Here is a 17,498-nt window from a genome sequence, read left to right on the forward strand (position 1 = left end):
ATGCTGTCAGCCGCACGTGTCCGGACGCTCGGATTGCTGCTCCTCGCGGGCCTCGCCGCCTGCGACGACGGCACGCCCGCCGCGGCGCCGGATATCCGGCCCGTCCGCGTCATGACGGTCGAGGGGCGGGCAGGGGGCGAGGTCGTCTCGCTCACCGGCACCATCCAGGCCGAGACCGACGTGAACCTCGCCTTCCGGATCGACGGCCGCATGATCGAACGCTCGGTGAATGTCGGCGACCGCGTGACGGCCGGCCAGGTGGTGGCCCGCCTCAACCGCGACAACGAGGAAAGCAACCTGCGCGCCGCCCGGGCTGCGCTCGCCGCTGCCAATGCGCGCGTGGTCGAGACGCGCAACAACTACTCCCGCCAGCGCCAGCTTCTGGCCAGCGGCTTCGCGACCCGCGTCCGCTACGACGAGGCGACGCAGCAGCTCCAGTCCGCGACCTCGGCCGCGGATTCCGCCCAGGCGCAGGTGAACATCGCCGAGAACCGGCTCGGCTACACGGATCTCGTCGCCGATTCCAACGGGACCGTGACGGCGCGCGGCGCCGAGCCGGGCGAGGTCGTGCAGCCCGGCCGCATGATCCTGCAGATCGCCCAGGATGGCGGCCGCGACGCCGTCTTCGGCGTGCCGGCCTCGGTGAAGGACCGCGCGCCGGAGAACCCGGTCATCGAGGTCTTCCTGACGACCGATCCCACCATCCGCGCCGCGGGCCGCGTGCGCGAGGTCTCGCCGCGCGCCGACCCCGTCACCGGCACCTTCAACGTGCGGGTGGGCCTGTCTGATCCGCCGGCGGGGCTGCGGCTTGGCTCGACCGTGACGGGGCGCATGCGCATCGGCGGCGGCGACGGCTATGAGATCCCGGCCAGCGCGCTGACGCGCATCCAGGGCAACCCGGCGGTCTGGGTGGTCGATCCCGCCGCGCAGACGGTCTCGCTGCGCCAGGTCGAGGTCGCGCGCTTCGATCCGGCGGGCGTGGTGATCGCCTCCGGCCTCGCGGTCGGCGACATCGTGGTCACCGCGGGCGTGCAGGCTTTGCGCCCGGGGCAAAAGGTCCGGCTGCTCGGCGCCGCGTCGTGATCGGGCCGAACCTCTCCGAATGGTCCATCGGCCGAAAGTCGCTGATGGTCTATTTCATGCTGGTCGCGGTCATCGCGGGCGTCATGGTCTTCATGAAGCTGGGCCGCAACGAGGATCCCGCCTTCACCTTCCGCACCATGATCGTCCAGGCCGCCTGGCCAGGGGCGACGCTGGAGGAGACGCTGCAGCAGGTGACGGAGCGGCTGGAGCGCACGCTCCAGGAGACGCCCAACATCGACAGCCTGCGCAGCTACACCAGCGCCGGCGTCACCACGATCTTCGTGGACCTCAAGGGCTCCACGCCCGCCTCCATCGTGCCGGACATGTGGTACGAGGTGCGCAAGCGCGTGGGCGACATGCGCGCCCAGCTGCCGCAGGGCGTGATCGGCCCGGGCTTCAACGACGATTTCGGCGACACCTTCGGCATCATCTACGGCTTCACGGCCGACGGCTTCACCCATCGCGAACTGCGCGACCAGGTGGAGGCCGTGCGCTCCCGCCTGCTGCTGGTGCCTGACGTCTCGAAGGTGGAAATCCTCGGCGCGCAGGACGAGCAGGTCTTCATCGAATTCTCCACCGAGCGGCTGGCCGGCCTCGGCCTGAACTTCCAGGCGCTGATATCAGCGCTCCAGGCGCAGAACGTCGTGCGCCCCGCGGGCGTGGTGCAGACGGGCGACGAGCGGCTGACCATCCGCGTTTCCGGCGCCTTCGAGAACGAGGCCGACATCCTCGCCGTGAATTTCGTCGCCGGCGACCGGATCATCCGGCTCGGCGACATCGCCGAGGTGCACCGCGCCTATTCCGACCCGCCGCAGCCCATGTTCCGCGTGAATGGCCAGCCCGCGATCGGCGTGGCCGTGGCCATGCGGGAGTCCGGCGACATCCTGGCGCTGGGGCGCAACATCACCGCGGCCATGCGGCGCATCACGGCCGACCTGCCGATCGGCATCGAGCCGCACCTCGTCGCGGACCAGGCGGTGACCGTCGATACCGCCATCAACGAGTTCACCGACAGCCTGTGGCAGGCGATCCTGATCATCGTGATCGCGAGCTTCGTGAGCCTCGGCGTGCGGCCGGGCTCGGTGGTGGCGCTGTCCATCCCGCTGACCCTGGCCATCGTCTTCCCGCTGATGTCGCTGGCGGGGATCGACCTCCAGCGCATCTCGCTGGGCGCGCTCATCATCGCGCTGACCCTGCTGGTGGACGACGCGATGACCACGGTGGACGCCATGATCCGCCGCCTCGGCATGGGCGACACGAAGGAGCAGGCGGCGACCTTCGCCTACCGCACCCTGGCCGCGCCCATGCTGACTGGCACGCTGGTGACCATCGCGGGCTTCGTGCCCATCGGCTTCGCGGCGAGCTCGGCCGGCGAATACACCTTCTCCATCTTCGCCGTGGTGGGCATCGCGCTGATCGTGTCCTGGTTCGTGGCCGTTCTCTTCGCGCCGCTGATCGGTCTGGCGATCCTCAAGGCGCCGAAGCCCAAGGTCTTCGGCAAGCCCGAGAAGGTCGGCCTGATGATGCGGCTCTACACGGGCCTCCTGCTGGGCGCGATGCGCCGCAAGATCGTCACGATCCCGCTGACCTTCCTCGTCTTCCTCCTCGCCGTCTTCGCGATCCGCTTCGTGCCGCAGCAGTTCTTCCCCGCCTCGGACCGCACCGAGCTGGTGGTGGACCTGACCCTGCCGCAGAACGCCTCCATCTTCGCGAGCTCCGACGTCTCGGCGCGGCTGGACGCCGTGCTGAAGGACGATCCGGACGTCGAGCGCTGGAGCACCTATGTCGGCCGCGGCGCGATCCGCTTCTACCTGCCGCTGAACGTGCAGCTGCCGAACCCCTTCTTCTCCCAGATCGTCGTCGTGGCGAAGGATCTTCCCGGCCGCGACCGCCTGCGCGACCGGCTCGAGCACAAGCTCGCCGAGGAATTCCCCAACCTCGTCGCCCGCGTCTCGCCGCTGGAGCTCGGCCCGCCCGTCGGCTGGCCCATCCAGTACCGCGTGACCGGCGCCGACCTCGAGCAGGTGCGCGAGATCGCGCTACGTGTGGCGCAGGTGGTCTCGACGAGCAGCGGCGCGCGGCACGTGAACTTCGACTGGATGGAGCCCTCGCGCCAGTTGCGCGTGCGGGTGGACCAGGACCAGGCGCGCATCCTCGGCCTCAGCTCGGCCCAGGTCTCGGCGGCGCTGAACGCGGCGGTGACCGGGCAGGTGGTGACCCAGCTGCGCGACGACATCTACCTCATCAACGTGGTGGCGCGGGCCACGGCGGAGGAGCGGCTGTCGCTCTCCAACCTGCGCTCCATGCAGGTGGCGCTGCCGGGCGGGCGCTCGGTGCCGCTCAGCCAGTTCGTGACCTTCGAGTACGAGCAAGAATACCCGCTGGTCTGGCGGCGCGACCGCGTGCCGACGCTGACCGTGCTGGCGGACGTGCGCCTCGGCGTGCTGCCGGAGACGGTGGTGAACGAGATCGCGCCCCGCATCGCCGAGCTCAACGCCACGCTGCCGGCCGGCTACCGCGTGGACACCGGCGGCATCGCCGAGGAGAGCGCGGAATCCAGCGCCTCGGTCGCCGCCGTGGTGCCGCTCATGATCGTGCTGATGCTGACGGCGCTGATGTTCCAGCTCCAGAGCTTCCAGCGGCTCGCGATGGTGGTGGCGGTGCTGCCGCTGGGCATGATCGGCGTGGTCGCGGCGCTGCTGGCTTTCCGCCAGCCGCTGGGCTTCGTGGCGATCCTCGGCATCCTCGCGCTGCTCGGCATGATCGCGAAGAACGCGGTGATCCTGATCGTGCAGATCGAATCCGACCGCGCCGAGGGGATGCCCATCTGGGATGCGGTCGTCGCCGCCAGCACCTCGCGCTTCCGGCCGATGATGCTGACGGCGATCTCGACCGTGCTGGGCATGATCCCCATCGCGCCCACGGTGTTCTGGGGGCCGATGGCCTTCGCCATCATGGGCGGCCTTCTCGTCGCGACCCTGCTGACGCTGGTCTTCCTGCCGACGCTCTACGTCGCCTGGTTCCGGGCGCGCGAGCCGCAGCCGGCGGTCGGGGGCGACTGAGATGGCCGCGGCTCTGCTGAGATTCGCGGGGCTGCTGGCGGTCTGGGTCGTGATCGGGGGCGCGGACCTCCCGGGCCTGCTGGTCGGGATCGCGACGGCGGCCATCGCGACCTGGTTCAGCCTCCGCCTGCTGCCGGTGGGGATGTTCCGGCTGCATCCCGCCGCACTCGCCCTCCTGCTGCTGCGCTTCCCGCTGCAGGCCTTGCGGGCCGGAACCGAGGTCGCCTGGCGGGCCTTCGACCTGCGGCTGAAGCCCGGGCTCGTGCCCTATGCGCCGGCGACCGCGCCGTCGCCGCAGCGCGACGCCTTCCTCACCTGGTCGAGCCTGCAGCCCGGCACGCTGTCGGCCGGCGAGGACGAGGCGGGCGCCGTGCTGGTCCACGCGCTCGACGCCACGCAGCCGATCGCCACGGTGATGGCGGCGGAGGAGGCGCGCTTCGCGCGGGCCATCGGTGGCTGAGTTTCTCCTGCTCATGTCCGGCTGCGTGATGCTGACGGTCGCCGTCGGGCTCTGGCGCGTGCTGCGCGGCCCCACCGATGCCGACCGCATGATGGCGGCCCAGCTCCTGGGCAGCGGCGGGATCGCGGCGCTGCTGCTGCTGGCCGCCGGCATGGGCAACAGCGCGATCGTGGATGCTGCGCTCTCGCTCTCCGTTCTGGCGGCCTTCGCCTCGGTGGCCTTCGCGCTGCACGCGCCGGGCGGCGATCGATGAGCGTCCTGGGCGATGCCTTCACGGTGGTCGCCGTGCTGGCCGGGCTCTTCTTCCTGGCGGCCGGCACGCTCGGCCTGCTGCGCTTCCCCGACCCGCTGAGCCGGCTGCACGCGCTGACCAAGGCCGACGGGCTCGGCCTCGGCCTCATCGCGCTCGGGCTGATGCCGCAGGCGGGGAGTATCCTGGGCGCACTGAAGCTGCTGCTGATATGGGCGCTGGTGATGCTCGCCGGCGGCACGGTTGGCCAGATGATCGCCCGCGTCGCGCGCCGGGAGCAGCCATGAGCGCGCTCCTGCTGATCGACCTCGCGCTGGCCTTCTCGGCGGTGGGAGCGGCGCTCTGGACGATCGCGGCGCGGCGGGCCTTCGATGCGGTCATCGGCTTCATCGGCTTCGGCCTGCTGCTGTCGCTGGCCTGGGTCCGGCTCGGCACGGTGGACGTGGCGCTGACCGAGGCGGCCGTCGGCGCGGGGGCAGGGGGCGTGCTGCTGCTCGGCGCCTCGGCCCGGCTGGGCGCACGGGCGATGGCGGAGGCCAGGGACGTGCCGATCCCGGCCCTGCGGATCGCGACCGGCCTGCTCTGCGCGCTGCTCGCGGGGGCGCTGGGCTGGGCCATCCTGAGCCTGCCGACCCCGGCGCCGAGCCTCGCCCCGCTCGCCGCCGCGAACCTCGCCGCGACGGAGCTCGGCAATCCGGTCTCCGGCGTGCTGCTGGCCTGGCGCGCGCTGGACACGCTGCTGGAGGCGGTGGTGCTGGTGCTGGCTGTGATCGGCGTCTGGTCGGTGGCCGGCGACGGCGCCTGGGGCGGCATCCCCGGCCCCGTCCAGCCGCTGCGGCACGACCCGGCGCTGCGGCTCATGGCGCGGATCGTCCCGCCGATCGGTGTGGTCATCGGCGTGCACATCGTCTGGACCGGCGCCGACGCGCCCGGCGGCGCCTTCCAGGGCGGGACGGTGCTGGCCGCCATGTGGGTGCTGGCCTGGATGGCCGGCCTCGTCCGCTCGCCGGCAGTGACCTCTCGGACGCTGCGGATCTGGGTGATCACGGGGCCAATCGTCTTCGTCGCGATCGGGCTGCTCGGCAGCTTCGTGGCGGACGGCTTCCTGGCCTATCCGGCCGCCCTCACCAAGCCGCTGATCCTGGTGGTGGAGGCGGCGCTGACCTTCTCCATCGCGGTGGCGCTGGTCCTGCTGCTGGTCGGCCCACCCGAGGCGGCGCCGTGAGCGAGGTCGCGATCTTCGGCCTGACCGCGGCCGCGCTGGTCGGCATCGGGCTCTACGGCGTGCTGATCCACGCCGAGCCGCTGCGGCGCATCCTCGCCTTCAACCTGCTGGGCGGCGGCGTTTTTCTCGTTTTCGGCGTGGTGGCGCGGCGCGGGGCCGGCGGTGGCTTCGACGGCGATCCCGTGCCGCAGGCCATCATCATCACCGGCATCGTCGTCGCCTTCGCGGCCACGACGCTCGCGATCGCGCTGCTGCTGCGACTGGCGACCCTGCGCCGGGACGCCGCGGATGAATGAGGCCAGCCTGCTGCCGCTCGCCGCCATGCTGCCGGCGGTGGCGATGTCGCTCGCCTTCGCCAGCGGCGCCCGCGTGGCGGAGCGGCTGGCGCTGTGGACGCCGCCGCTCGGCCTCATGGTTGCGCTGGCCATCTCGGCGGCGCTGCTGCGGGACGGCGAGCCGCTGACCTATCATCTTGGCGCCTGGGCGCCGCCGCTCGGCCTCGCGCTGTGCGCCGACGGGCTCTCCGCGGCCCTGCTGCTGACGACGGCGCTGGTCCTCGGCGCCACGGCGGTCTTTGCGCGCGCCGAATTCGGCACGTTGGCCGGCGAGCGCGAGACACGCCGCAAGCTGATGTTCTGGTGCCTGCTGCTGGCGCTCTGGACCGCCATGGCCTGCATCCTGCTGAGCAACGACCTGTTCAACCTCTTCGTCGGGCTGGAGCTGCTGACCTTCGCAGCCGTGCCGCTCGCCGCCCTCGACGGCAAGGCGGAGGTGCTCGCTGCGGCGCTGCGCTACCTGATGTTCGCGCTGCTCGGCTCGGTGCTGTACCTGCTGGGCGTGGCGCTGCTCTACGGCAGCTACGGCACGCTCGACATCGGGCTCCTGCGGGGAGCCGTCCGGATGGACACGCCCACCATCCTCGCCGCCACGCTGATGACGGCGGGTCTGATCGCGAAATCCGCGCTCTTCCCGCTGCACCTCTGGCTGCCACCGGCCCATGCGGGCGCGCCGGCGGCGGCGAGCGCGGTGCTGTCGGCGCTGGTGGTGAAGGGCTCCGTCTACCTGCTGATCCGGCTCTGGCTCTTCGTGATGCCGGCGGCGGCCGTGGGCGCGGCAACGCAGATCCTGGCCGGACTAGGCTCCGCCGCGATCATCCTGGCCAGCCTGGTCGCGTTGCGGCAGGCGCGGCTGAAGCTGCTGATCGCCTATTCGACCATCGCGCAGATCGGCTACCTCTTCTTCATGTTCCCCCTGGTGCTCGCGGGTGGCTCGGGGGCCTGGCTCGGCGGGGTGCTGCAGGCGGTCTCGCACGCTTTCGCCAAGGCCTCGATGTTTTTGGCCGCGGGCGTGGTCTCCAAGGCGCTGGGCCATGACCGCATCGCCGGTCTCGGCGGCGTCGCGCGGGCCATGCCGATCCCGGTGATCGCCTTCGCCCTCGCCGGACTCTCGCTCATGGGCATCCCGCCGAGCGGCGGCTTCACCGCGAAATGGCTGCTGCTCCAATCGGCGCTGCAGACCGGGCAGTGGTGGTGGGCCGTGGTGATGCTGGGCGGCGGGCTGCTCACCGGCGGCTATGTCTTCCGGGTGCTCGCGGCATCGATGGGGAGCACGGACACGCCGGTCGCCGCCTCCGGCATCGGCGTGCAGGAGAAGGTGGTCCTCTTTCTGGCGCTGGTCTCGGTCGTGATGGGGCTGCTGCCGCTCTATTCCTTCGGGCTGGTGCAGGTGGGGCGGCCGTGAGCGCGGACCTCCTCCTCGCGACCATGCTCGTGCCGCTTCTGATGCTGGCCACCTGTCTCTCGGGCGGGGTCCGGCGCCTCATGCCGCGGCTGCTCTGGCTGGCGCCGCTGCCCGGCCTCGCGGCCGCGCTCTTCGCCGTCGATGCGCCGCCCGCCGTGCTTGACGCCGACCGGCTGCGCTTCACCCTGGAGCTCGGCCGCCCCGCGGCGCTGCTGCTCGGCGTGGCGGCCCTGCTCTGGAGCGCCGCCGGTGCCTATGCCGCCGCTTACCTCCCCCGCGAGGAAGCCACGCAGCGCTTCGCCTGCTGGTGGCTGCTGACGCTTGCCGGCAGCCTTGGCGTCTTCGTGGCCGGCGACCTCGTGACCTTCTACCTGGCCTTCGCCATGGTGAGCCTTTCCGCCTACGGCCTCGTGATCCACGACCGTACCGAGCGCGCCTGGCGGGCGGGCTCGATCTACCTGCTGCTCGCCGTCCTCGGCGAGATTCTTCTCCTCCTCGGCTTCGCGGTGCTGGCGGTGGCCTCGCCTGGCGACAGTATCGCCATCGCGGATGTCACGGCGGCGCTGCCGGCCTCGCCCTGGCACGGCGCGACCATCGCGCTGCTCATCTTGGGCTTCGGGCTGAAGGCGGGCATGGTGCCGCTGCATGTCTGGCTGCCGGTCGCGCATCCGGCGGCGCCCATGCCGGCCTCGGCGGTGCTGAGCGGCGCCATCGTGAAGGCCGGCATCATCGGGCTGATCCGCTTCCTGCCCTGGGACGCCGGCGTCCCCGTCCTGGGCGAGGCGCTGACGGTGCTGGGCTTCGCCACGGCCTTCTACGGCGTCGTGATCGGCGTCACCCAGGCCAATCCCAAGACCGTGCTCGCCTATTCCAGCGTGAGCCAGATGGGCGTGGTGATGGCCGCCCTCGGCGCTGGGCTGGCGGCCGGGCAGGGGGCGGCAGCCCCGATGGATGCGGCCTTCTACGCCTCGCACCATGTGCTGGCGAAGGGCGCCTGCTTCCTCGCGGTCGGCGTGGCCTATGCCGTCGGGCGGCGCCGGATGGGCTGGGTGATGATCCCGGTGCTGCTGCTGGTTCTGAGCTTCGGCGGCTTCCCGCTGACCGGCGGCGCGCTGGCCAAGGCCGCGGTGAAGGAGCAGCTCGGCGACGGGCTGCTCGGGACGCTCTCCGCGGTCTCGGCCGCCGGCACCACGCTGCTCATGCTGCATTTCGCGCGACGGCTGGCCGCCGGCATGGAGGAGGAGGGGGCCTGGCCGGGCCGAGGCATGCTGCTGCCGTGGCTGGGCATGACCGCCGCTGCTATGGCGGTGCCCTGGGCGCTCTTCGGCCAGGTGGGCCACCTTGCCGACGTCCTGAGCACGGATGCGCTGTGGAAGGCCCTCTGGCCCATGCTGATCGGCGCGGTGCTGGTCCCGCTGCTCGGCCATCTGCCCGCCGTGCCGGAGGGCGACATCCTCATCCCCGCCGAGCGCGGCTTCCACCGGGCCGCCGGGCCGCTGGGATCAGCGGCGGATGGGCTGGAGCGCGTGCTGAACTGCTGGCCACAGGCCGGCCTCGCCCTGCTGCTGCTGCTGCTCGGCTTCGGGCTGGCGCTGGCCTGACCTTCCCTTTCTTAAGCGGGCATTTCGCGTATCCTGTCGGCGAATTCAGGGAGAGCCACCATGGACGGCATGCAGCCCGAGGCGACCACGCCTCTGCTCACCATCGAGGGCGCGCGCGCCACCATCCGCCTGAACCGCCCGGCCGTGCACAACCGCATCGAGCCGGCGGACCTGCTGAAGCTGCTGGATCACTTCCGCACCATCGACGCGGACACGGACATCCGCGTGGCGGTCCTCACGGGAACGGGGAAATCCTTCTCCTCCGGCTACCATCTGGGCGACCTCGCGAGCCGGCCGGGCGCCGAGGTGACCGTGCAGGACGAGGGGCCCTCCTTCGAGGCGGTGGCCCTGGCGCTCGAGAACCTGCGGGTGCCGGTGATCTGCCGGCTGAACGGCGGCGTCTACGGCGGCTCCACGGATTTCGCGCTCTGCTGCGACTTCCGCATCGGCACCGAGGCCTGCGAGATGTTCATGCCGGCCGCGCGGATCGGCATCCACTACTACCCCTCGGGGATGCAGCGCTATGCCAGCCGGCTCGGGCTGAACGCGGCGAAGAAGCTGTTCCTGACGGCCGAGAAGATCCTCGCGCCCGAGATGCTGGCGATCGGCTACCTGACCGAGATGGTGCCGGCCGACCAGCTCGATACCAGGGTGGACGCGCTGGCGGACCGCATCGCCTCGCTGGCGCCGCTGTCCGTGCAGGGGGTGAAGCGGAGCCTCAACGAGATCGGGCGGCAGGACTTTGACGCCGAGGGCGCGCGCTGGCGGGCCAAGGCCAGCCAGGAGAGCGAGGATCTGAAGGAGGGCCTCGCGGCCTTCCGCGAGAAGCGAGCCCCCGTCTTCAAGGGCCGGTAAGAGGGTCAAGGGCCAAAAGCCCTTGCGGGGGTCGAGGGGGCGGCGCCCCCTCGCATCAGTACAGGGCGCGCAGTTCCTCGAAGGCCCGCTCCAGATCGAACTCGTCATTGTAGCCGTGGAAGCTGACGCGGATGCGCCCGCGTCCGTTCCAGGTCAGCACGCCCTGGCTCTCCAGCGCCTTCACGGCCTTGGCGGCCTCCGGATGCGGCAGGCACACGCTCGCGCCATGGAACTCCGGCGTCATCATCGGCAGCTGCGCCTCCAGGCAGCGGCGCCGCAGCTCGCCGGCGAGGCCCGTCACATGCGCCTCCACCCCCGGATGCTCCGCCAGGTAGTCCAGCGAGGCGTTGAGCGTGTAGACGCCGGCGTGGTTCGGGTTGCCGCGGCAGAAGCGCATGGCCGTGGGCACGAGACCGACCGGGTTGCGCCAATCCGGCCGCGCCTGGCTCGCCATGGAGTACCAGCCGGCGCTGTCAGGCGCCCAGCCCGGCTGCCGCGTCCGGTTCCAGTAGGCGACGGCGATGCCGGAGATGCCCAGCAGCCACTTGTAGCTGGCCGCGAAGGCGAAGTCGGCGATCCCGGCGTCGACCGGCATCCAGCCCGCCGATTGCGTGTGGTCCACCACCAGCAGTGCGCCCACCTGGTCGGCGAGCTCGCGCATTACGGGCAGATCGGCGCGCTCGGCATTGAGGAAGCTCGTGCTGCTGACGGCGATCACGCGCGTGCGCGGCGTGACCGCGGCCGCGACGCCGGAGACGCCCTCGGCCACCCGCAGCGTCACGCCCGGCTGCAGCGCGAAGGGCGCGGCCAGCGAGGGGTATTCGATATCGGGCAACACGACCTCGTCGCCCTCGCGCCAGTCGAGGCTTCCGGCCAGCATCGAGACGCCCTCGGCCACCGAGGAGACCAGCCCGATGTCGTCGACATCGCAGCCCCAGGATCCCGCGAGACGCTGGCGCAGTCCGAGGATTTCCTCCTCCTGCCGGATGTCGCCGGCCGGCCCGTCAGACTTGTCGGCGAGGTAGCGCACGATGGCATCGGCCGTCGTGCGTAGCACGGGCGTCTTCCCGCCTGCGCAAAGATGCGCGACGCCGGGGGTGATGTGGAAATCGTCAGGGGAGAAGAGCGCTGGCATGCGCCCAGCATGGACGCCTCTGCGAAATTCGCGCAATCCCGGCGGTGCAGCATGGCGGAATCCCGCCTATAAGGCCGAACATCCTCTCCCCTGGGATATCGGCCGCGCATGTCCATCCACGTCGCCCTCACGCACAAGACGACCTACACCTACGACCGCGCGGTCACGCTGGGCCCACAGACGATCCGGCTCAGGCCGGCGCCGCATGCGCGCACGCCCATCCTGGCCTATTCGCTGAAGGTCGAGCCCAGGCCGCACTTCATCAACTGGCAGCAGGACCCGCAGGGGAACTTCCAGGCGCGCGTCGTCTTCCCGGAAAGGGTGACGCATTTCGACGTGACGGTGGACCTCGTCGCCGACATGGCGACCATCAACCCCTTCGACTTCTTCCTTGAGCCCGAAGCCGAGAACTTTCCTTTCGTCTACGACCCGGTCCTCGACCAGGAGCTGGCGCCCTTCCGCAAGCTGGAGACGCCTGGCCCGAAGCTGACGGCGCTGCTGGCCGAGATCCCCCGCACCGAGCGCCGCATGGTGGACATGCTGGTCGAGGTGAACCAGCTCGTCCAAAGCAAGATCGCCTACATCGTCCGCATGGAGCCCGGCGTCTGGGAGCCGGAGAAGACGCTCACCGAATGCCGTGGCTCCTGCCGCGATTCCGCATGGCTGCTGGTGCAGGCGCTGCGCCATCTGGGCTTTGCCGCCCGCTTCTGCTCGGGCTACCTGATCCAGCTCGTCGCCGACCAGAAGCCCGTCGACGGCGGCCCCGAGGGCCCGACGGCCGACTTCACCGACCTGCACGCCTGGGCCGAGGTCTATCTGCCCGGAGCCGGCTGGGTGGGCCTCGACGCCACCTCCGGCCTGATGGCGGGCGAGGGGCACATCCCGCTGGCCGCGACGCCGGAGCCGCAATCGGCTGCGCCCATCTCGGGCCTCGTCGAGAAGGCCGAGACCGAGTTCGGCTTCGAGATGGCGGTGACCCGCCTGCGCGAGACCCCGCGCGTCACCAAGCCCTACACGCCCGCCGTCTGGGCCGCGATCCAGGCCGCCGGCGTGAAGGTCGATAAGGCCATCCAGGCCCAGGGCATCCGCCTCACCATGGGCGGCGAGCCCACCTTCGTCGCCGCCACCGACCGGGACGCGGCCGAGTGGAACACCGACGCGCTCGGCCCGACCAAGCGCGCCTATGCGGGGCGGCTGCTGCGGCGGCTGACGCCGCTCTGGGCCAAGGGCGCGGTGATCCATACGGGGCAGGGCAAGCAGTATCCGGGCGAGCCGCTGCCGCGCTTCGCTCTATCGGCGCATTGGCGCAAGGACGGCGAGCCGGTGTGGCGCAACCCCGCGCTGCTCGCCTCGGACGACGACAAGGGCACCGCCACCGCCGCCGAGGCCGAGGCCTTCGGGAAGATGCTGGCCGAGCGGCTGCAGGTGCCGCCCGACCTCCTGCGCGCCGCCCATGAGGACATCCACTACTACCTCTGGCGCGAGAGCCGGCTGCCGGCCAACGTCGTCGCCGAGGACGCCAAGCTCGCTGACAGGCTGGAGCGCGCCCGCTTCGCCCGCCTCTTCCGCGGCGGGCTGACCGCATCCGCCGGCTCCGTCCTGCCGCTGCGCCGCGTGGTACAGGGCGGCGAGCGCCGCTGGCAGTCGGGCCGCTGGTTCTTCCGGGACGACACGCTCTTCCTCACCCCCGGCGACGCGCCGATGGGCCTGCGCCTGCCGCTCTCCTCGCTGCCCTGGATCGATCCGGAGCAGCTGGCGATGGAGGCGGATTCCATCACCGATCCCTTCTCGCCGGAGACCGACAAGGCGCTGCCGCTGCTCGATCAGCTCCGCGCCTCGCTGCGCCTGCCCGCCGGGCTGGAGGGCGAGCTCACCGCCGACCAGCGCCCCACGCCGCAGGCCGCGCCCGAGATCGGCATGGACGACCCGGCCCAGGTCCGCACCGCGCTCTGCGTCGAGCCGCGCAACGGGCTGATCCACGTGTTCTTCCCGCCGCTCTTCGACGTGGAGGACTGGCTCGGCCTCGTCGCCGCCGTCGAGGCGACCGCGGAGGAGACGGGCCAGAAGGTGTTTATCGAGGGCTACCTGCCGCCCTCCGACCCGCGTCTGCCGCATTTCTCCGTCACGCCCGACCCGGGCGTGATCGAGGTGAACATCCACCCCGCGACCTCCTGGCCGGAGATGGTGGAGCGCACCGAGCAGCTCTACGAGGAGGCGCGCCAGGTCGGCCTCGCCACCGAAAAATTCATGCTGGACGGCAAGCATGTCGGCACCGGCGGCGGCAACCATGTGGTGATGGGCGCGGCCCGGCCCGAGGACAGCCCCTTCCTCCGCCGGCCGGACCTGCTGCGCAGCCTCGTCTCCTTCTGGCACAACCACCCTTCGCTGAGCTTCCTGTTCAGCGGGCTCTTCATCGGCCCGACCAGCCAGCACCCGCGCGTCGACGAGGCGCGGATGGATGCGCTGCGCGAACTGGACATCGCGTTCCTCGAGCTGGACCGCATGGGCGGCAATCCGCCGCCTTGGATGACCGACCGGCTGTTCCGAAACATCCTCGCGGACATGACGGGCAACACGCACCGCACCGAGTTCTGCATCGACAAGATGTACGACCCGAATTCCTCGACCGGCCGCCTCGGCCTCGTGGAGTTCCGCGCCTTCGAGATGCCGCCGCATCCGGAGATGAGCCTCGCGCAGATGCTGCTGATGCGCTCGGCGCTCGCCGCCTTCTGGCAGACGCCCTACCGCCAGTCGCTGGTGCGCTGGGGCACGAGCCTGCACGACCGCTTCATGCTGCCGCACCACGCCGAGCAGGATTTTCGCGGCGCGCTGGAGGAGCTGGGGCAGTTCGGCTTCCCGCTCGACGCCGAATGGTTCGCGCCGCACCTGGAGTTCCGCTTCCCGCAGATCGGCAAGGTCGCCGTCGAGGGCATGGAGCTGGAGCTGCGCGACGCGCTGGAGCCCTGGCACGTGCTGGGCGAGGAGCAGGCCGCTGGCGGCACCGTCCGCTACGTGGACAGCAGCGTCGAGCGCGTGCAGGCCAAGGTCAGCAACTGGGTGCCGGAGCGCTTCCTCCTTGCGGCCAACGGCGTCGCGGTGCCCATGCAGCCCACGGGCCGCGCCGGCGAGTTCGTCGCGGGCATCCGCTTCAAGGCCTGGGATCCGCCGTCGGCGCTGCATCCCTCGGTGCATGGGCAGGGTCCGCTCGTCCTCGACGTGCACGACCGCTGGACCGGGCGCGCGATCGGCGGCCTCACCCATGAGGTCGTCCACCCCGGCGGCATGGCCTATGAAAGCTTCCCGGTGAACGCGAACTCGGCCGAGGCGCGCCGCCGCTCGCGCTTCAAGCCCTTCGGCCACCAGCCCGGCGCTGTTGTCGTCGCCGAGCCCGTGCGCAGCCTGGAGCATCCCTGCACGCTGGACCTGCGCGCCTTCGCCGGCCAGGCGACGAGCTGATGGCCGGGCGCGGGGCCCTGGCAGACCTCCTGGCCGGCGGCCCCGACGAGATGGTCTCCGGCGCCGGCCGCATCCGCGGCCATTGGCGCGCCCTCATGGGCATCATCGGCAGCCTCGGCCGCCCGGCGCTCGCCGAGCGCGGCGAGCGGCTCTCGCGCGCCATGGCCGATGACGGCGTGGCCTCGCTGCTGCCCGGCGCCGCGGGCGAGCTGTGGAAGCTCGATCCCGTGCCGCTGCCCATCATGGGCGAGGAGTTCGAGGCGCTGGCGGCCGGCATGGCCCAGCGCGCGCGACTGTTGGATGCAGTCCTCGCCGATCTCTATGGCCCGCAGGAGCTGTTGGCCGCCGGCCACATCCCCGCGCCGCTGATCTTCGGCAGCCCCGCCTTCCTGCGCACCGCGCGGCGCAGCTCCGGGCTGCCCCACCGGCCCATGCTGCACCTCTACGCCGCCGACCTGCTGCGCCGGCCCGACGGCAGCTGGGCCGTGCTGCAGGACCGGACCAGCCTCTGCTCCGGCCTCGGCCAGCTGCTGGAGAACCGGCGGCTGCACAGCTCCGCCATGGCCGAGGCCTTCGGCGCCGCGCAGCCGCGCAGCACCTCGCCCTTCTTCGAGCTCTGGCAGGAGGCGCTGATCCGCCTCGCGCCGCATGGCCGCCGCGACCCCGCCATCGCGCTGCTCTCGCCCGGTACCAAGGACCCGCACTGGTTCGAGCACGTGGTGCTCTCGCGCGAGCTGGGCTGCGCGCTGGTGGAGACCGGCGACCTCACCATGCGCGGCGGCGTGCTCTTCCTGAAGACGCTGGCCGGGCTGCAGCCGGTGGACGTGGTCCTCTCGCGCGTGGACGCCGCGACGCTCGATCCGCTGGACCAGCCCGAAGCCAATGCCGCCGGCGGCGTCCCAGGCATCCTGGATGCGGTGCGCCACGGCGCGCTGACCCTGCTGAACGCGCCGGGCGCCGGCCTGGGCGAGGCGCCGGCCCTGGCGGCCTACCTCGAATCCCTCTGCCCGCGGGTGCTGGGCGAGACGCTCATGCTGCCCTCGCTGCCGACGCACTGGCTGCCGCCGGACGCGCCCGTGCCGCCGCTGCCCGAGGGCTACGCGGCCTGGAGCTTCCGTCCGGCCGGGCAGGGGGCGGTCTCCGAGGTGACGACCCGGCCCTTCAACCCGCCGCCGGCCGGGCTGGCCGCCACGGCGCTGCCGCTGCTGCCCGTCGCGCCCTCGCTGGTGGGCTCGGTGCTGACGCCCACGCCCTTCGTGCTGCGCCTCTACGCCGTCTCGGACGGGACGCAGTGGCATGTGCTGCCCGGCGGCATCGCGCGCGTCGCCAAGGCCGGGACCGCGCTCACGGGGCGGTTGCCCGGGGGGGGCTGGTGCAAGGATGTCTGGGTGCCGGCCGATCCCTCCGAGGCCATCATCGGCCCGGCCGCCCAGAGCGGCCCGCCCATCGCCATCAGCCGCACGCCGGGCGCCATCCCGTCCCGCGTGGCGGACAACCTGTTCTGGCTCGGCCGCTACGTGGAGCGGCTGGACCGCGCGGCCCGGCTGATGCGCGCGGCCATCGCCCGGCTGCGCCGCGGCGCCGTGCTGCCGCGCGAGCTGGCGGAGCTCTCCACCCTCGCCACCTGCCTGTGCGAGGCGCAGCTCATCGACGAGGAGGCGCGGCCCAGCGCCGGCAGCCTCACGCCGCTGGCCAGCGCGCTGGAGCGCACCGCGCGCCCCGCCGTGAAGCGGCTGCTGAGCCGCATCGGCGGGCTGGTGGAATCCGTGCGCGACCGGCTGACCGCCGACATGCACGCGACCTTCAAGCAGACCCTCCGCGCGGCCGAGGAGGCCCTGGACGAGGCGCCGGCCGAGCTGTCCGACCTCGCCCGCGCGCTGCTGCCCTCGCTGCGCTTCGCCAATGCCGTGGCCGGCATCGCCTCCGAGAACATGGTGCGCGGCGGCGCCCGCCTCTTCCTGGAGCTCGGCCGGCGGATGGAGCGGGCCCAGGCCGTGGCCTCCGAGGTGGCCATGGCGCTGGACACGCCGCCCGCCCGCATCGAGGCTGGACTGCGGCTCGTGCTGGAGCTCTGCGACAGCGTCATCACCTATCGCAGCCGCTACCTCGCCATCCTCCAGCCGGCGCCGGCGCTGGACCTCGTCCTGGCCGATCCCTCCAACCCGCGCGGGCTGGCCTTCCAGCTCAAGGCCATCCGCGCCGCCCTGGCCGAGGTGGCCGGCTTCGCGGAGGAGGACGGCCCGGCCCAGGACGCGGAGCGCCTGTTGATCCAGGCCGAGGGGGTGACGGCGCTGCTGCTCGCCGCCCCCGACCAGGCGGTGGAGGCCACCCGCCTGCTGCCGCCGGTACTGCGGGAGATGGCGGGTGCGATCGGCGAGCTCTCGGACGACGTGGCCCGCCGCTACTTCGCCCTGCTGCCCGCGGCCCGCGCGGTAGGGGTGGATACCGGCGAGGCGGCGGTCATCGAGGCCTGAGAGGCCGTTTGGAAACTCCGGCGGCAGAGGATTCGCGAGGGATTTTCCGGGCCCGGAAGGCGCCGGACGCGGCCGATGCTGTGTTGCTTCGGCCGCGTCCGGCGTCGTGCGAACAGCACGCCTTCGGCATGACGCACCCGGCGCGGAAAAGATCCCC

At 71.9% G+C, this 17,498-nt stretch carries 13 protein-coding genes; 12 read left to right on the forward strand and 1 reads right to left on the reverse strand.

Annotated features, from left to right (window positions below; genetic code table 11):
• Genes AC1ROY_RS16535 through AC1ROY_RS16580 form a run of 10 tightly spaced genes read left to right on the forward strand, consistent with a single transcriptional unit; the run spans window position 1 to window position 10,276 of the window.
• Entirely contained in the window at window positions 1–1,083 is a 1,083-nt protein-coding gene (locus AC1ROY_RS16535) for an efflux RND transporter periplasmic adaptor subunit (RefSeq protein WP_493149952.1), read from the forward strand.
• Window positions 1,080–4,145, forward strand: a complete 3,066-nt coding sequence (locus AC1ROY_RS16540; protein ID WP_493149953.1) for an efflux RND transporter permease subunit — start codon at window positions 1,080–1,082, stop codon at window positions 4,143–4,145. The genes AC1ROY_RS16535 and AC1ROY_RS16540 overlap by 4 nt, the downstream gene beginning before the upstream one ends.
• Before the next feature lies 1 nt (window position 4,146).
• A complete protein-coding gene (locus AC1ROY_RS16545) occupies window positions 4,147–4,605 on the forward strand; it encodes a Na+/H+ antiporter subunit E (protein ID WP_493149954.1) in 459 nt (152 codons plus the stop codon).
• Window positions 4,598–4,858, forward strand: a complete 261-nt coding sequence (locus AC1ROY_RS16550; protein WP_493149955.1) for an MrpF/PhaF family protein — start codon at window positions 4,598–4,600, stop codon at window positions 4,856–4,858. Before AC1ROY_RS16545 ends, AC1ROY_RS16550 begins: the two co-directional genes overlap by 8 nt.
• Window positions 4,855–5,142: a cation:proton antiporter gene (locus tag AC1ROY_RS16555; protein ID WP_493149956.1), complete on the forward strand. Its 288-nt coding sequence runs from the start codon at window positions 4,855–4,857 to the stop codon at window positions 5,140–5,142. The genes AC1ROY_RS16550 and AC1ROY_RS16555 overlap by 4 nt, the downstream gene beginning before the upstream one ends.
• Window positions 5,139–6,080: a hydrogenase subunit MbhD domain-containing protein gene (locus AC1ROY_RS16560; RefSeq protein ID WP_493149957.1), complete on the forward strand. Its 942-nt coding sequence runs from the start codon at window positions 5,139–5,141 to the stop codon at window positions 6,078–6,080. Before AC1ROY_RS16555 ends, AC1ROY_RS16560 begins: the two co-directional genes overlap by 4 nt.
• Complete coding sequence (locus tag AC1ROY_RS16565) at window positions 6,077–6,376, forward strand: NADH-quinone oxidoreductase subunit K (protein ID WP_493149958.1); 300 nt, start codon at window positions 6,077–6,079, stop codon at window positions 6,374–6,376. Before AC1ROY_RS16560 ends, AC1ROY_RS16565 begins: the two co-directional genes overlap by 4 nt.
• On the forward strand, window positions 6,369–7,820 hold the full coding sequence (locus tag AC1ROY_RS16570) for a complex I subunit 5 family protein (RefSeq protein WP_493149959.1): 1,452 nt from the start codon (window positions 6,369–6,371) through the stop codon (window positions 7,818–7,820). The genes AC1ROY_RS16565 and AC1ROY_RS16570 overlap by 8 nt, the downstream gene beginning before the upstream one ends.
• Window positions 7,817–9,421, forward strand: coding sequence for a complex I subunit 5 family protein (locus tag AC1ROY_RS16575; protein ID WP_493149960.1), 1,605 nt, complete (start codon window positions 7,817–7,819; stop codon window positions 9,419–9,421). Before AC1ROY_RS16570 ends, AC1ROY_RS16575 begins: the two co-directional genes overlap by 4 nt.
• Window positions 9,422–9,481: 60 nt before the next feature.
• Complete coding sequence (locus AC1ROY_RS16580; RefSeq protein ID WP_493149961.1) at window positions 9,482–10,276, forward strand: enoyl-CoA hydratase/isomerase family protein; 795 nt, start codon at window positions 9,482–9,484, stop codon at window positions 10,274–10,276.
• Between the two features lie 55 nt (window positions 10,277–10,331).
• Here AC1ROY_RS16580 and AC1ROY_RS16585 read toward each other — a convergent pair whose 3' ends face one another.
• Window positions 10,332–11,333 (reverse strand): aminotransferase class V-fold PLP-dependent enzyme, encoded by a 1,002-nt coding sequence (locus tag AC1ROY_RS16585; RefSeq protein ID WP_493149962.1) that lies wholly within the window; start codon window positions 11,331–11,333, stop codon window positions 10,332–10,334.
• Between the two features lie 186 nt (window positions 11,334–11,519).
• On the opposite strand from AC1ROY_RS16585, the gene AC1ROY_RS16590 reads away from it, so the two are divergent.
• Together AC1ROY_RS16590 and AC1ROY_RS16595 are read left to right on the forward strand one after the other, a co-directional pair.
• Window positions 11,520–14,867 carry a transglutaminase family protein gene (locus AC1ROY_RS16590; RefSeq protein ID WP_493149963.1) on the forward strand — a complete coding sequence of 1,116 codons (3,348 nt, stop codon included), beginning with the start codon at window positions 11,520–11,522 and terminating at the stop codon, window positions 14,865–14,867.
• Window positions 14,867–17,341: a circularly permuted type 2 ATP-grasp protein gene (locus AC1ROY_RS16595; RefSeq protein ID WP_493149964.1), complete on the forward strand. Its 2,475-nt coding sequence runs from the start codon at window positions 14,867–14,869 to the stop codon at window positions 17,339–17,341. Before AC1ROY_RS16590 ends, AC1ROY_RS16595 begins: the two co-directional genes overlap by 1 nt.
• The last annotated feature ends 157 nt before the right edge of the window (window positions 17,342–17,498 follow it).

Source organism: Roseococcus sp. GW821-FHT12F05, from assembly GCF_058806835.1.

Excerpts from the sequence above, each read along its gene's own strand:
- AC1ROY_RS16590 (WP_493149963.1), top strand. The coding sequence starts at position 11,520 with ATGTCCATCCACGTCGCCCTCACGCACAAGACGACCTACACCTACGAC.
- AC1ROY_RS16560 (WP_493149957.1), top strand. The coding sequence starts at position 5,139 with ATGAGCGCGCTCCTGCTGATCGACCTCGCGCTGGCCTTCTCGGCGGTG.
- AC1ROY_RS16555 (WP_493149956.1), top strand. The coding sequence starts at position 4,855 with ATGAGCGTCCTGGGCGATGCCTTCACGGTGGTCGCCGTGCTGGCCGGG.
- AC1ROY_RS16595 (WP_493149964.1), top strand. The coding sequence starts at position 14,867 with ATGGCCGGGCGCGGGGCCCTGGCAGACCTCCTGGCCGGCGGCCCCGAC.
- AC1ROY_RS16535 (WP_493149952.1), top strand. The coding sequence starts at position 1 with ATGCTGTCAGCCGCACGTGTCCGGACGCTCGGATTGCTGCTCCTCGCG.
- AC1ROY_RS16545 (WP_493149954.1), top strand. The coding sequence starts at position 4,147 with ATGGCCGCGGCTCTGCTGAGATTCGCGGGGCTGCTGGCGGTCTGGGTC.
- AC1ROY_RS16570 (WP_493149959.1), top strand. The coding sequence starts at position 6,369 with ATGAATGAGGCCAGCCTGCTGCCGCTCGCCGCCATGCTGCCGGCGGTG.
- AC1ROY_RS16580 (WP_493149961.1), top strand. The coding sequence starts at position 9,482 with ATGGACGGCATGCAGCCCGAGGCGACCACGCCTCTGCTCACCATCGAG.